General features: G+C 71.8%; 14 protein-coding genes and 1 pseudogene. 1 reads left to right on the top strand and 14 read right to left on the bottom strand.

Annotated features, from left to right (window positions below):
* The first annotated feature begins 29 nt into the window (after window positions 1-29).
* Entirely contained in the window at window positions 30-656 is a 627-nt protein-coding gene (locus ACWGDB_RS13660) for a DUF6000 family protein (protein WP_453822584.1), read from the top strand.
* 120 nt (window positions 657-776) lie between these two features.
* On the opposite strand, the pseudogene ACWGDB_RS13655 reads toward ACWGDB_RS13660, so the two are convergent.
* The 14 genes and pseudogenes from ACWGDB_RS13655 to ACWGDB_RS13590 form a co-directional block, all read right to left on the bottom strand.
* A pseudogene (locus tag ACWGDB_RS13655) lies at window positions 777-1010 on the bottom strand (DNA cytosine methyltransferase); the annotation flags it as partial.
* Entirely contained in the window at window positions 1003-1293 is a 291-nt protein-coding gene (locus ACWGDB_RS13650; protein ID WP_453822583.1) for a DNA cytosine methyltransferase, read from the bottom strand. The gene ACWGDB_RS13650 and the pseudogene ACWGDB_RS13655, both read right to left, overlap by 8 nt.
* The gene (locus ACWGDB_RS13645) at window positions 1283-1885 is read right to left on the bottom strand and encodes a hypothetical protein (RefSeq protein WP_453822582.1); all 603 of its coding nucleotides are present in this window, start codon (window positions 1883-1885) and stop codon (window positions 1283-1285) included. The genes ACWGDB_RS13650 and ACWGDB_RS13645 overlap by 11 nt, the downstream gene beginning before the upstream one ends.
* Window positions 1882-3066, bottom strand: coding sequence for a DnaB-like helicase N-terminal domain-containing protein (locus tag ACWGDB_RS13640; RefSeq protein ID WP_453822581.1), 1185 nt, complete (start codon window positions 3064-3066; stop codon window positions 1882-1884). The genes ACWGDB_RS13645 and ACWGDB_RS13640 overlap by 4 nt, the downstream gene beginning before the upstream one ends.
* Window positions 3063-3299 carry a hypothetical protein gene (locus ACWGDB_RS13635; RefSeq protein ID WP_453822580.1) on the bottom strand — a complete coding sequence of 79 codons (237 nt, stop codon included), beginning with the start codon at window positions 3297-3299 and terminating at the stop codon, window positions 3063-3065. Before ACWGDB_RS13635 ends, ACWGDB_RS13640 begins: the two co-directional genes overlap by 4 nt.
* Window positions 3300-3401: 102 nt before the next feature.
* The gene (locus tag ACWGDB_RS13630) at window positions 3402-5195 is read right to left on the bottom strand and encodes a type IV secretory system conjugative DNA transfer family protein (RefSeq protein WP_453822579.1); all 1794 of its coding nucleotides are present in this window, start codon (window positions 5193-5195) and stop codon (window positions 3402-3404) included.
* Window positions 5196-5321: 126 nt separating this feature from the next.
* Complete coding sequence (locus tag ACWGDB_RS13625; RefSeq protein WP_453822578.1) at window positions 5322-6023, bottom strand: hypothetical protein; 702 nt, start codon at window positions 6021-6023, stop codon at window positions 5322-5324.
* A 19-nt stretch (window positions 6024-6042) separates the two neighbouring features.
* Complete coding sequence (locus ACWGDB_RS13620; protein ID WP_453822577.1) at window positions 6043-6540, bottom strand: hypothetical protein; 498 nt, start codon at window positions 6538-6540, stop codon at window positions 6043-6045.
* Between the two features lie 32 nt (window positions 6541-6572).
* A complete protein-coding gene (locus ACWGDB_RS13615; RefSeq protein WP_453822576.1) occupies window positions 6573-7343 on the bottom strand; it encodes a hypothetical protein in 771 nt (256 codons plus the stop codon).
* Window positions 7344-7371: 28 nt separating this feature from the next.
* Complete coding sequence (locus tag ACWGDB_RS13610) at window positions 7372-8088, bottom strand: hypothetical protein (protein WP_453822575.1); 717 nt, start codon at window positions 8086-8088, stop codon at window positions 7372-7374.
* 86 nt (window positions 8089-8174) lie between these two features.
* Complete coding sequence (locus tag ACWGDB_RS13605) at window positions 8175-9239, bottom strand: hypothetical protein (protein WP_453822574.1); 1065 nt, start codon at window positions 9237-9239, stop codon at window positions 8175-8177.
* Window positions 9240-9569: 330 nt separating this feature from the next.
* Window positions 9570-11084 (bottom strand): ATP-binding protein, encoded by a 1515-nt coding sequence (locus tag ACWGDB_RS13600; RefSeq protein ID WP_453822573.1) that lies wholly within the window; start codon window positions 11082-11084, stop codon window positions 9570-9572.
* Between the two features lie 20 nt (window positions 11085-11104).
* The gene (locus tag ACWGDB_RS13595) at window positions 11105-11560 is read right to left on the bottom strand and encodes a DUF6238 family protein (protein WP_453822572.1); all 456 of its coding nucleotides are present in this window, start codon (window positions 11558-11560) and stop codon (window positions 11105-11107) included.
* A gap of 47 nt (window positions 11561-11607) precedes the next feature.
* The gene (locus ACWGDB_RS13590) at window positions 11608-13077 is read right to left on the bottom strand and encodes an SCO6880 family protein (RefSeq protein ID WP_453822571.1); all 1470 of its coding nucleotides are present in this window, start codon (window positions 13075-13077) and stop codon (window positions 11608-11610) included.
* Window positions 13078-13088 lie beyond the last annotated feature (11 nt).

The following is a 13088-nucleotide window of genomic DNA, read 5'->3' as shown; positions in this document are numbered from 1 at the left end:
GGCCCGTCCGCCGCAGCCAGGATGCGTCCATGCCCTTCCCTGAGCCGATGCCCGACCCGGGAACCGACACCCTCCGCCGCTACGTGATGGCCGCTCCGAGCCCCAAGACCGGCCGCTACCTGGACCTGCTCCACGGCAACTTCGTCAGGCTGCCCGCCGAGGAACGCACGCAGTTCCTCCAGGCCCTCGGCCTCGACTCGCGGAGCGTCACTGACGCCCAACTCGAATTTATGCTCCAGCCCAACTGGCGATCCCGCATCACCGCGGCATGGATGATCGGGCTGGACCGCCGTGAGCAATTCCGCGAGCGCATTGGTGACCTCCTGCTCGCCAGCGAACTCACCTACGCAGGCCAGGGCTACTGCATCGCACTCGCCCTGCTCGGCGCCACCGAGGACGCGGCCCTGCTTACCAACTACCTGGACCACTACCTCCGACGGCCCGAGTGCCGATACGACCAACACTGGGCGCTGGGCGCGCTCCTGCACCTCGACGGAACACTCGGCACCAAGCACGCCGCCGGGTTCCTGGAACCGGGCGGACTCTGGAGCCAATGGGCCAACGACCGCAACACGCCCCCGGAAAAGTTGAGGCAGTACATCGGGGAAATGTGCGCCCTCGCCAACGAGTACGCGCAGCCTCCCGGGCACCCCTGACCGAGCGCACTCGATCGGGCGAACTTGCCAGGCTCCTGAGGCGAAACTGTCCAGATAAGCGAGGAAGATCCGCTCTCGGCGGTGCGGGGCTCCGACGTCAGAGGCGCGAAGCACACACCAGCGCGCATCGAACCGGATGTCGGCCAGGGAGCCGAGTACGGCACCGAGTGCGCGCACAGCAGGCTGGCCTGCGGTGTCTCCCAGACACCACGGGCAGAGTTCCACGTCGCCAGGGGAACCGGCCGGCGAGGTGAGGAGCCCTCGGACATTCTCGATCACCACCAGGCAGGGGTTGAGGGCTTCGATGGCACGGACGACGTGGTGCCACAGACCGGACCGGGTGCCATCAGCCAGTCCGGCGCGGCGGCCGGCGACGGAGACGTCTTTGACAGGGGAAGCCAGCCGTCACGACGCACACCTCCGGGACAGCGGCCCAGTTCACGGCCGTGATGTCGCCGAGATTGGGCACGGTGGGCCAGTGGCGGGCCAGGATCCGGGCGGCACCTGGATCGATCTCGGCGTGCCAGGCGAGTGTGCCTCCGAGGGCGGCCTGGACGCCGAGGTCCAGGCCGCCGTAGCCGGAGCACAGGCTCCCGATCAACGGTGGCGTCCCCACCGAGACTAGGTCAGCGGCCATGGCGGGGTGCCGGAGTGTAGGCGAGCCGGACCGGACCAGGGGCCGGCGGCTCCGTGGGCAGGCGGTAGATCGAATTCGTCGGCCGTGCCGATCGGCTCAGCGCTGCAAGCACGCGCGGTGGCGTGCCGTCCAGGCGGTCCGCCGCGCCCCGCAAGGTGTCGCTCACCTCTTGGAGATCGTCGCGTACGAGCTCCATCCGCTCCTGGACGACACGGAACGCCGCCGCACGCGCGTCGCGCAGATCCGCCGAGTCGGGGGCCTCGGCGAAGCGGCGCAGGAAGCCGAACTGGGCATACGCCTCGGTGTAGTTCTCCACCGCACGCCCTGCGGGCACCGCCGCCGAGGTGTACGCGGCGATGACTGGCCCGAGGTCGAGTCCGGGGTCCTCGTCGACGGCCCGGAACAGGACCTCGTCCGACAGGTCCTTGACCAGCCCTGTCAGCGAGGCTAGTTGCCGGGACGCGGTGACGAGATCAAGGAGATCGCTCGGGGCTTGGGGGATAGTGATCTGAATGCGCAGCTGGTCGAACTCCCAGGCAACGGCGTACAGAGCGTCCTTCTCCAGGCCGGCGCGGCCAGTGTGGTCTGTCATGACTGGCTCCGACGGGTGGCACGGTCGGGAGCAGCGGCATGCGGGGCCGCGGTGGCCGTCGCAGCCGAGGCGGCGGTGGCGCGGGGGCGGCTGCGGGAACGGGCCGCGTCGATGCGGGCCTCAGGCGGCGCAACGGCCAGCACACTGACCGTGGGCGGTGGTGCGGGCCCGGTGCCGGACGCGGCCCGTAGGCGGCGCCGGACCTCGTCGAGCGGGCCCAGGGCGTGCAGGGCGTACCCGATCAGCCGTCCGGGAGCCAAGGACTCGTCGTCGGCCAGCGCCCGCACCTGCCGGGCGGAGGCCGCAGCCGTGCGGACGAGCGAGGCCTGGACGACCTGCTCGCCGAAGTACTCGGCCACCCCGGAGAGGGACAACGGATCGCAGATCCGCAGAACGCGTTCGGCGTCGAGCGTCCCGTCGGACAGAGCCCCCCGGCGCTGCGTTTCCCACAGCACGGTCAGCTGATCGATGGGCTCGCCGCGGTGATGCAGGGCGCCCAGAGCGCGGTAGATCTGCTGATGGCCGATGTCCGCGAAGTCGCCGGGATGCAACCAGCCGACGACGTCGAGCAGTTGCTCGGGCCGGGCGCTGATACAGCCGAGGAGAAACTCCTCATCGGCGAGAACCTGTTCGTCGACGGGCTGTGCCGGCGGGGAGGGGGAGGTGTTCGGCGATGGCGGCTGCACTGGCCGTGGCTCGGTGCCCCACCCGTGAGCGAGATCGGCGAGCACGTCGGCCAGGACCTGGGCGTGGTGGACCGTCTCCTCGACTCCGCCGCGGACGGCGTCGGCACGCGCGGCCTGGTGGAGGCGGATGGCGTGCTGGGTGACGCTGCGATGGATGGCGCCCTCCAGGACCATCCGCCCGTAGACGGGGGCATGGGTGGCGTGCGGGCATGCGGAGATCAAGGAATGGGCGTACGACGCGGTGAGCCCACGGGTCCGGGTGCTGGCCTCCTGCACGGTGTCCGTCACCCAGGACAGCGGGATCGGGTCTCCGCTCTTGCCCGTTGCGGCCGGGTGGCCGTCGGCCCGGAGCTTGATCATCGCGGCGTAGAGGGCGGCGTGCACCGGACGGTAGAAGTGTTCGGGCCGCAGCCAGGACGAGAGATGCTCGAGCTGGCCGGGGTCGAGGAGGACCGAGCCCAGGACGGCCTGCTCGGCTTGGATGAGCGGCGTCACCGCTGGTCCTCACCTGCGGCCGTGCGCTCGGTGCGCGGGTTCGCGACGGCGCGGTCGGCGGCGGCCATGTCGGCGGCGAAGCGGTCCAATTCGCCGGTGAAGGCCGGGTCCGAGGCGGGCACGGTGCCCGTCGGCACGACCAGCCACCAGTGGCCGTCGTGGTGTACGGCGGGAGTGCCGGCAAGCCGCTCGGTCGGGCGGATGGAAGCCCAGGTTGGTACGGGGTGGGACACAGGAGCACCTCAAGAAGAACAAGGGGAGGGCGAGCCGCGGCTCAGGGACGCGATGGGCCGTACGTCCGCGTCTCGTGCGCTCGTCGTGCCGGGCCGGGGCGGTCATGCCGCCGGGCCGAAGTCGTCGCGGTGCAATTGCTTGGCCAGCGCGCGCTCGGTGATCGCCGCGGTCGCCTGGGCGGAGGCGGCGCCGAGCCGGTCCGCGTCCGGTTCGCGGTACCAGGGCTTGAGGTCGAGGAGGGCGGGGCGGACCCCGGTGGCCAGCAGCAGTGCGGAGCCCTTGGGCAGGGCCCGGATCGCGTCGGCCGGCAGCACCCGCTCCTGACGCATCGACACCGACGTGGACTTGCCCGACTCGCTGGTGGACACGGAGACGGTGCGTACGTCGTGGTCGCCGACGAGGCGGGAGAGTTTGTCCGCGAAGTCGGCGTCGTCGATGCCGGAGCCGACCAGCTTGATCGTCGCGGCGGACCACAGGGCGTCCATGCCGGCCTCGCCCCAGACCCGTACGCCCTGGCGGTAGGACTGAAGGATCGTGATCGGGATGACGCCCCGGGACCCGAGGTGGGAGTAGAGGTCCGGGAGATCCGCGATCTTGCAGACGTTGGCGGCCTCGTCGAGGATCGCGAGCAGCGGGGCGTCGAGGCGTCCACCGTCGCGTTCGGCCTGGATGACGGCCGCGCGCATCACCGCGTCGGCGGCTGCCGCGATGATCGCCGAGGCGGAGCCGCCGCCGTCCTTCGACAGCAGGAACAGGGTGTCCTTGCTGGTCGCGAACACCTCCGGCTTGAACTCCCGTACCTTTTCCAGGCCGCTGGGAGGGGTGACCCAGGCGGCTATGCCCGGGTCGAGGAGGCAGCTGGCGTACTGCCGGGCGGTCTCGAAGATGCCGTCGCGGGTCTCGACGGCTCCGGCCACGGTGCCCTGGAGCTGTGCGGCGACGGAGTCGAGTCCGGCGTCCTGCAGGAGGTCGATGGGGGTGCGGTCGGCGGGGGAGGCGAGCCAGGCCAGCACGTCGGTGATCGGCCGACGGTCGCGGGCCGCCGCGAGGAACAGCGCGGTGAGGGTGTTGGCGGCGGCGGTGGACCAGAAGTCGCCCGCGCTGGACTCGTCCACCGAGGCGGTCACGAAGTGCCCGGCCAGCCGCCGGGCCCCGGCGAGATCGTGAGCGTCGGCGAGGATGTCCCACCACATGGTCTGCGGGGCGTGGGCGATCTGCTGCGGGTCCAGCGTCCACACCGTGCCCACGCGGGAGCGCTCGTCGAGGGTCGCGGTGAAGGCGTCGCGGGCCGCCTTGTTCGAGGTCAGCAGCACCGGGCCGGGGGCGCGGAGAATGGCGGGGATCGCCAGGCCCGAGGTCTTCCCGGAGCGGGGCGCCATGATCGCGAGGAGCACGTCCTCCCAGGAGGAGCGGACCTCGGTGGCTCCCGGCTTCAGCGTGCCCAGTAGTACGCCGCGGTCGTCCGGGGCTACGGCCTTGGGCTTGGTGCCCTTCAGGCTGGGCCGCAGGTCGATGGCCTTCGCGGCGATCTTCCTGGGCAGGAGGTCGGCCAGGTCCCGCTGATCGGCCAGCCCGTTGGGGTTCCGGCGGAAGCGCAGCCACAGCCGGCCGCCGAGGACAGCTGCCGTGATGAGCGTGGCGGCGGGCATCAGGTAGCAGCCGGTGAGGACGGCGGGCTGGGCGAGATGCGGCCAGGCGCGTTCGGGGTGCAGGAGCGCGTCGGTTGGCTGGAAGGCGGCCCACGGATCGGAGCCGACCACGGCGTTGGCGAGATTGCCGAACAGCCAGGCCAGCGAGCCTCCCGCCATGCCGAGACCGGCGATGCCGATCAGGAGGTAGAGGAGGAAGTCGGTGCCGGTGGCGGTCGAGGGCGTGCTGGTACGCGGAGATGGCAAGGCGGGATCCAGAGGGGTGCGGGCCTACGGGTGGCGGTGGGGCGGCGAGTTGCTCTGGCGATCACGAGCGGGCTCCTGGTGGTTGTGGCGGTGAGCAGGGGAGGTGGAGGGAACGGCGGGGAGCGGTCAGCGGCCCCGGCCCGGCCGGGGCGTTGTGGGTGGCGTGGCGGAGGACTCTTCGACAGCGGGTGTGGCTCCGGTGCGCGGGCTCGGGGCCGTCGCGTAGTAGCTGGCGACGCCTTCCTGCCAGCTCCGCTTCCGGGGCGGCTCGAGCCGCTGCATCTGGTGGCCGGCGCCGCGCACGTCCTCGGCGAGAGAAGTGAGCGTGGCAGCGGCGTCCTCGCAGAGGTGGGACAGGACCCAGCCGTCATCGGTGTCGGCGACGTTGGCCTGCACGGCCGCGGCCTCAAAGAACTGACCGAGGCGGACGAGGACGCCGTCGTCCGGGTCCACGACGTGCTCGATGAGGTCGGCCGCCCCCGCGTACGTCTCGGCTCCGTTGAGCTGATCGGTCAGGGACAGGATCTGCTGCCCGTAGGCGCGCGTGCCCAGGGGATCGGTGGGCGTGGTGATCCGGGTGACGTCCAGGCCGGGATCGAGTTCGACCTGGTAGCCGACCGCGGTGAGCATCCGGGCGGCATGGCTGGCCATCTGGTTCTCGCGCTCCTCGCCCATGTCCCAGGGCAGCCGGTACCAGAAGGAGCGCGGCGTGGTCTCGATGACGAACCCGGCACGCTTGAGAAGGGTGACGGCCAGCTCGTCTCCGCCCTCGGCGATGACGTTGCCGTCCGGCTCGCGGGTGATGACGACTTTGGGCGTGGTGGACATGGAGGCCTCCGCGGGCGGGTCAGAAGTGAGGGTTCTCGGTGGGCCGGTCGCCCGCAGTGGCGGCTGCCAGCAGCTCGGGCAGGTCGGCGGGGTCGGCGTCGCGTTGGTCCAGCCACCACCCGGCACGTGTCAGGGGCCGCGCGGTGTCCTCGATGGCGGCCCACTCCGCCTCGCTGGTGGTGCCTTCGAGGACGAGGGCGGTGTATGCGGCGGCCATGAGCTGGTGGCGGCAGCGGGTGCCCCAGGCGATGGCGCGGTCGGTGCCCTCCAGAGGAGGCATCCGGTACCGCGTCGACCATTCCTCGGCCTCGGCCTGCTCAGCGGCTCGCTTCTTCGCCAGCCACTCGGCCTTGGACTCGGTGTCCCCGCCTTGGGTGGCGCGCCAGCAGTCGGTGCAGTCGCGCTCGGCGAGCCAGCGGGCGTAGCCGGCACGCCGGTCGGCCGGACGGTCGGAGAGATCGACCTGAGTGGTGTCCCCACAGGCGTGGTTGATGGTCCAGATCTTCTTGACGGCCATGAGCCGGACTCCTTGTGCGATCGAGAGAAAGGTCAGCGCGTACGACGGGGGCTGGACGGGGGAGCCGGTGAACGGGCTGCTTCGTCCGGGGAAGGGGACTGGGCGGCCGGGCGGTTCGGGGAGGACGCGAGAGCGGCGCGGGCGCGGGCGGTGTGCGTGACGGACGGGACCTCGTGCCGGGGGAGCAGCGGTACGTCGGCCAGGGGCGGGGCGTCGTCCGGCGTCACGTCCGGCATGACCGCCAGGTCGAGCTGGGCGGTGACGAGTTGGTCGCCGAGGAAAGCGACGTGGTGGGCGATGGTGCGCAGGTGCTGGCCCAGCTCGCGGCCGTTGGCGGTGTCGAGTCGATCGCACCAGGCGGCGGCCGTGTCGATGAACTCCTCCAGGTCGCCGACGACGCCGTGGTGTTCGTCGAGGATCTGTTCAAGGACGTCGGCGACATCGGCCGAGCGGCGCAGCTCGTGCAGTTCTCCGGTCAGGGCGGTCAGTGACTGTCCGGGCAGTGCCTGGCGTCCGGGCGCCCCGTCCGGCGTGGGGATCGGGGGCGGCAGCATGATGCCTGGGTCGGCGGCGACCGAGAGGCCGGCGTCCTGGAACTCGCGGCTAGCGCGGGCCACGGCTCGCACCGCCGTGTTGTGCGGGGTGTCGGCGGGCAGGAAGTAGAGATCGAGGGTGTTGTTGTAGCGGAAGTGGTGCTTGCGCAGCACTTCGTCGAGGAACGGGTGGTCGTCCGCCACGGCAGCGGCCACACCGAGGTCCGGGTGGACACCGAAGGCGACGTCGGGCTCGAGTTGCAGTTTCATGCTGAGGACTCCTTTGGGTGCGGATGACCTAGCGGGCGCGGACCGGCTGCCGAGCGGCCGGGTCCGGGCGGTAGGTGACTGTGACGTCGGGCCGCTGCGGCACCGAAGTGCTCGCGCGAGCCGGGGAGATGGCGGTGGCGGCTTGGGCCCGGCGCTGCCAGGTCGCGGGAGTCGGGTCGGGACGTCCGTTGCCGCGGATGTAGGAGAACGCGTCGAACGCGAGGGCCGTGCTGTCCAGCCGCGTCTCGACGTACCGCAGATCGCCTTCGCCGTGCAGCAACACGCCCTCACCTGTGCGCATGTCGGTTCCGACCGCGCGCAGCGTGCCCTCGGGATCACGAACCTGGTCGTGCACGACGATCCGGGCGGCCCGGATGTCGGCAGCGAGCGCGTGGGAAGCGGTGACGACCGCCTCCTCACCGCCGAGGCCCTCGGGGACGGGGTCGCTCGACGGCTCGTCGAAGAGGCCTCGGCCGGGGGTGGGCCGGGCGGCGGGCTGGAGGTCGTACGCGGCGTCGGAGGTGACGCTGTACCGCGCGGCGCGCAGCGACTGGACGGCCTGCTGTCCGCGCCGCGTCAGGTCGCGGTCCGGCTCGGTCAGGGCGTACATGCGGCTGCCGGGCAGCCGCTCGAAGCCGACCCGCCGCAGCAGGTGATCGGCGACGTGGTTGTCGTGCGACAGCGCGGCCACGACGCCGTACTGGTTGTGGTGGGCGATGGTGATGTGCGGGGGTATTTCCGCCACGAAAGGTGCACCTCGCAGAGGTCGGGGCCGTGCGGAGGACGAGGATGTGGCCCGAAGACGGATTTGGCGGGGCCGGGGAATCTGCGCTAGCGCGATCGGCGTAGGCGGCCGTGTGGGAGGAGGCCGGGTGGCGCCGCAGCGGTGGACACCGCCGGCGTCGCGACGCTCTGGCGGATCGCGTGCGGGGACCGGGCGCGGGCGGCCTGGACCTGCGTGGACTGCTGTGACCTGTGCGGACGGCCGTGCAGGGCCCGCTCGGCTCGTGCCATCTCGACGAGCGCGCCGCCGTTCTCCATCCAGGTCAGGGAGTAGTGCCAGCCCTCGGCATTGCGCTCGACGACGGCGTTCCCGAACGCGGCCTCGGCGCGAGGTTGATCCGGCAGCAGCGCACCGGTGACGGCTTCGAAGTCGGCCTGAACACGTGCACCGCCCTCCAGGGCCTCGCGCAGCACCCGAAGCCGGTACGGCCACCGCCCCTCCGCACGATCCTCCGGATCCAGGAACGGGAGCATCTCCTCGGCGTGGGCGACCAGGGCAGGGCCGTGGTCGAGGAAGGGAGCGAACAGAGCCCACATCTCCGCGTCCCGTTGTTGCTGGCGCAGGCCGTAGTGCTCGTCGAGGGGCCAGTGGTCGGCGTCGCACAGGCTGTCGGAGATCGCGTCCCACTCGGCAAGGACCCGCTCGCCGGCAGCCACCGCCGTGGCGACCTGTTCAACCCCCGCCTCATGTACGGCCCGCTCGTAGCGGGGAAGTAGCCGGTTGGCCACCGCCGAAGCCGCGCGCACCGGGTCCGCGTCGACGACGATGCCGTTGGGCGCGTTCACCCGGTCCGCGACATCGCTGCCGCTCGGCTGCAAGGCGGCGATCAGGAACTCACGTTTGCGCCGTGGGCGGTCGACGACGACCAACTCGCAACCGTTGTCGCTGGTGAGCACGGCGTCCCGAGACAGCACGAACTGGTCGAAGGCCCATTGCACATGCCCGAGGTCCCAGACCCGCTGCGCGAGCGGGAACTGATCGGCGTACGCGGCGTGCTCATGGGCGACGACGATCCATGAGCCGGGCAGCCGAGCGGCGAGTCCTTCGGCGAACGCCGCGAGGTCCGCACGGCCGGGCTTGCGGGCTGTGGAGGCGACCTGGCGCTCTGACACCGACGCGGCGAAACGAGACACAGGGAGGTTGCCGCCACGCGTGGTCGGTGCCCGGTCAGCCATGACGGAGGCCCGTTTCGTTGGACGGCGGAGCCTGGCGGGCGTCGAGCCGTCGGGATTGGTCAAGGACCCCGAACGGGCCCGTGGCCAAGGGGATATGGCTGTGAGAGGCGTTGGCCGCGGTGGCGCGGAGGTAGTGCTGGACGAGCCGATGCGCCAAGCGGCGGATCGTGTACTGCTGAGACATGAAGGCGGACTTCCTGGGAACGCTCGGGGCGGGAAGACTTGGGGGCCGGGACGTGGCACCGGCCCCGCGAACGGTGGGATTGATCAAGGACGAGTGATCGCGGCCATCCGGGCGTCCGTGTCAAACAGCTCGCGCTCCTGCGGATGCAAAAGATGTTGAGTAATGAACGAACGGCCTGCCGCCTTCCACAGGCCGCGCCCCTTGGTGAGAGCGGAGACGGCCTGGGTCTCGACCCCGGTCAGCCCCAACAGCGAAGCTGCGGAGGCGAGTTGGTCGGCTTCCTGGCGGTAGATGATCCGGGTGGAGCAGTCGGTGAGCAGGCCCTCGGCCAGGGCCCGGCCCCGGGAGCCGGCATCACCCGCGGCCAGCAGGTCGCTGAGACGGTGGATGACCATCAGGTTCGCGATGCCCAATCCGCGTGAGAGCTTCCACTGGCTCTGCATCCGCTCCAGCAGCGCGACGTGGCGCATGACGCGCCAGGCCTCGTCGTAGATCACCCAGCGCCGTCCTCCGGCGGGGTCGGCGAGAGCGGACTCCATCCAGGCGGAGGCGCAGGTCATCGCCAGGACCAGCGCGGTGTCATCGCCCGCGCCGCCGAGGCGGGAGAGGTCGATGGACAGCATCGGCGCGCTCGGGTCGAACGCCACGGTGCTCGGCGCGTCGAACATCCCGGCCAGATCGCCGTGCACGAGTCGGCGCAGGGCGTGGGCGAGGTCCTCGGCGGCATGACCGAGACGGCCGGACAACTCGCCGAGCGCGGCATCGAGGCGCTCGCGGGAGCCGAGGACGTAGGCGACCTCCCCCAGCAGCGGCGTGGTGCCGTTGGCCTCGGCGTGGGCGACGACCTGGTCGAGCGCCACATCAAGGGCGGTGTGCTCCATGGGATGCATCTCGCGCCCCAGGACCGTCTTCGCGAGTGAGCCGAGCAGTAGCAGCCGTCGTTTGCGGACCTCGCCCCGCCAGTCCTCCTCGCCGACGCCGTACGGCCGGGCGGGTGCGTCCAGGGGGTTCAGGCGCCCGGGAAGACCGGGGCCGAGCGCGATGGTCTGCCCACCCAACTCCTGGGCGACGACGGTCCACTCGCCCTTCGGGTCGCAGGGCACATAGATCCGGTAGCCGAAGGCAACGGCGCGCACCGCGAGGGACTTGGCCAGGGCGGACTTGCCCATGCCGATGATCCCGGCCAGCAGGATGTTCGGATTGGTGAAGCCGTCGAGGCGCCCGTAGAGGGCGAACGGGTCGTAGGTGAAGGCCGCCTCCGCGTGGACGTCACGGCCGATGTAGATCCCCTGCGCACCCAGGCCGCCCTCCGCGAGGAAGGGGTAGGCCCCGGAGGCGGTGGCCGTGGTCATCCGGTGGGCGGGGAGCTTGAGACGGCCGCCGCGGGCGGAGGCCGGGCCTGGACGGCCGGCGGCCGGGTAGGTGGCCCGCAACTCGGGGTCGAAGCCGGGTGCGGTCGGGCGGGCTTCGGGGCGGGCGGCGTGCCGGGCCTGCTCCCGGGCTTCGGCGAACTGATTGCGGGCGGCGCGCGCCGTGCGGCGGTCGCTCTTGCGGGGGACGAACAGCGGGCTGGCGCTGGCGCGCGTACGAGACGGCATGGGGGTGGTGCTCCTGGCGGTCAGTGGCGGGTGAGGCCGGTGAAGGGGTCGCGCAGATCGGTCGGGGTGTGGTCACGGCGGACGCGGGCAGCGGTGGCCAGGTGGCGCTGGCACACGGTGAGTTCGGGCGCTCCCTCGGGCAGCCGGGCCCGGCACGCCTGCCGGGTGGGGAGGCGGCCGGAGCCGGGGTGCGGGGCGGCGTGGAAGGCTGCGTGCAGGTGCTCGGCTGCCTGCCACAGCCGGATCCGGCACGCCCGCAGATGGTCGCCCTCCGCCCTGGCCACCGGGGTGGTGCGGACGGTGTGGGCGTCGAGCAGCGCGTACAACGCGACGACGTGGGCGTGCAGGGAGTCGAGTTCGGCACGGCCGGCGGCGACCGGGGCGACCGGCATGTTGATCGCCTGATGGAAGTCGAGCGCGGCGGTGGCGAACGGGACGAAGTCCGGAGCCAGTTCGGGCAGGGGCTCGGTTGGCATGGGGGTGCCCTTCGGTAGAGCGCGAGATGGTGGTGCGGGTGCGTGCGCTACGGGCGGGCGAGGGGCAGGGCGGCGTTGGTGAAGGCCTCGGCCTGCTGCCAGGTCAGAAGGCGCAGGTCGACGAGGGCGGCGACGGCGGCCGTCTCGATCGCGGCGCAGGCGGCGTTGAGCTGCTCGTCGGTGTCGGCGCTCACGGTGAGCAGGCCGGTGAGGGCGACGTCGGCGTGCCCGGCGATCAGCTGCCGCTCGCGCTGCTTGATGTCGGCGTACTCGACCGAGTCCTCCTCGGAGTCGACCTGGCCCTTCCGCTGCCGCTCGGCGGCGTCGGCGATCACGGTGGCCTTGCGGCGCTGTACGTCCTTGAGGGCCGAGTCCAGGCCCTTGGGCTCGTAGGTCAGCGAGAGCGTGCGGCGCACACCGGAGGTGAACAGGAGCTGGTGCAGGAAGCCGGGTGAGGTCTCGATGCGGGGCCAGTTCTCGATCCAGAACGTGGCGTGGTGGGCCGAGTCGGTCTGGATCCGGTCGGCCTTCTCGACCAAGACGACAGGGCCGGCGGCAGCGGGCTCGGCCTGCGGGCGGCCCGAGGCCGACCACTGGTCCAAGGCTGCCGACGCCTTAGGGTCGTACGCGGTACGGATCACGGCGGCGATCTCGGCTGCGTCCAGCCAGCCGTTGGGCGTGAGCCCGGAGTTGCGCGCGGCCTGGTCGAAGATGGCGGTGAGCTGGGCCAAGACGGCGAAGCCGCCGGTGAGTCCGCCTCCGGCCTGGTTGATCAGGCGGCGGGCGGCCTTGAGGTCGAGGGCGAGCGCGACGTACGCCTCGTGCGGTGCGGCGGCGGGGCCGGCGGCGGCCAGCAGGTCGCCGTAGATGGGGCCGGCCACGGGAGTCGCCGCGCTGCCGTGCTCGTGCCAGTAGCGGTTGAGCGCGTCGCCGGAATCAGGCACCGTGCGCTCCAAGACCTGGACCCGGGCGATGTGCCCGGTACGCGCCAGAGCCGCCAGCGTCCGCCCCCAGCCTGCGACGTTGCTGGACTGAGTGGCCGGATCGAGCAGCGCGAACGCACGCGAGGAGACCTTCACCACCGCGGTGAGCGTGTCGTGGTGCGGATCGTGCACCGCGCCGAAACGACCGTGCGGGGCGGTGACCACCCGCAAGGACGCCGCCGTGCCCGGGAGATGCAGCAGGCCCTCGCGACGCGGCCGAGTGGAGGGCCGGGCGAGCCAGACCAACTGGCCCCGGAAACGACGCAGCGCGTACCGAGCGGCGATGGGCGCCCAGTCGGCGAGGGACCGTCCGCGATGGCGAACGAATACCGCCGCCAGGATCACCGCCCACAGCGGTATGAGCCTGAGCGCCCCGGTGACGCCGGAGGTGAGCAGCACCGCGAGCAGCAGCAGCCCGGTGACGGTGACGACGATCAGCTGAGGGGCCGATAGGCCGAGCAGGACACCGCGCCGCGAGCGATGCGGGAACTTCACGGTGGCCGGGCCGTCAGGCTGAGAGGTGTCGGAAAGCATGGCGAAGCCGT

This window comes from Streptomyces sp. NPDC055013 (assembly GCF_053608645.1).
This window is presented reverse-complemented; position numbering and strand designations above follow the sequence as displayed.

Excerpts from the sequence above, each read along its gene's own strand:
- ACWGDB_RS13650 (WP_453822583.1), bottom strand. The coding sequence starts at position 1,293 with ATGGCCGCTGACCTAGTCTCGGTGGGGACGCCACCGTTGATCGGGAGC.
- ACWGDB_RS13660 (WP_453822584.1), top strand. The coding sequence starts at position 30 with ATGCCCTTCCCTGAGCCGATGCCCGACCCGGGAACCGACACCCTCCGC.
- ACWGDB_RS13645 (WP_453822582.1), bottom strand. The coding sequence starts at position 1,885 with ATGACAGACCACACTGGCCGCGCCGGCCTGGAGAAGGACGCTCTGTAC.
- ACWGDB_RS13600 (WP_453822573.1), bottom strand. The coding sequence starts at position 11,084 with ATGCCGTCTCGTACGCGCGCCAGCGCCAGCCCGCTGTTCGTCCCCCGC.
- ACWGDB_RS13620 (WP_453822577.1), bottom strand. The coding sequence starts at position 6,540 with ATGGCCGTCAAGAAGATCTGGACCATCAACCACGCCTGTGGGGACACC.
- ACWGDB_RS13590 (WP_453822571.1), bottom strand. The coding sequence starts at position 13,077 with ATGCTTTCCGACACCTCTCAGCCTGACGGCCCGGCCACCGTGAAGTTC.
- ACWGDB_RS13595 (WP_453822572.1), bottom strand. The coding sequence starts at position 11,560 with ATGCCAACCGAGCCCCTGCCCGAACTGGCTCCGGACTTCGTCCCGTTC.
- ACWGDB_RS13625 (WP_453822578.1), bottom strand. The coding sequence starts at position 6,023 with ATGTCCACCACGCCCAAAGTCGTCATCACCCGCGAGCCGGACGGCAAC.
- ACWGDB_RS13615 (WP_453822576.1), bottom strand. The coding sequence starts at position 7,343 with ATGAAACTGCAACTCGAGCCCGACGTCGCCTTCGGTGTCCACCCGGAC.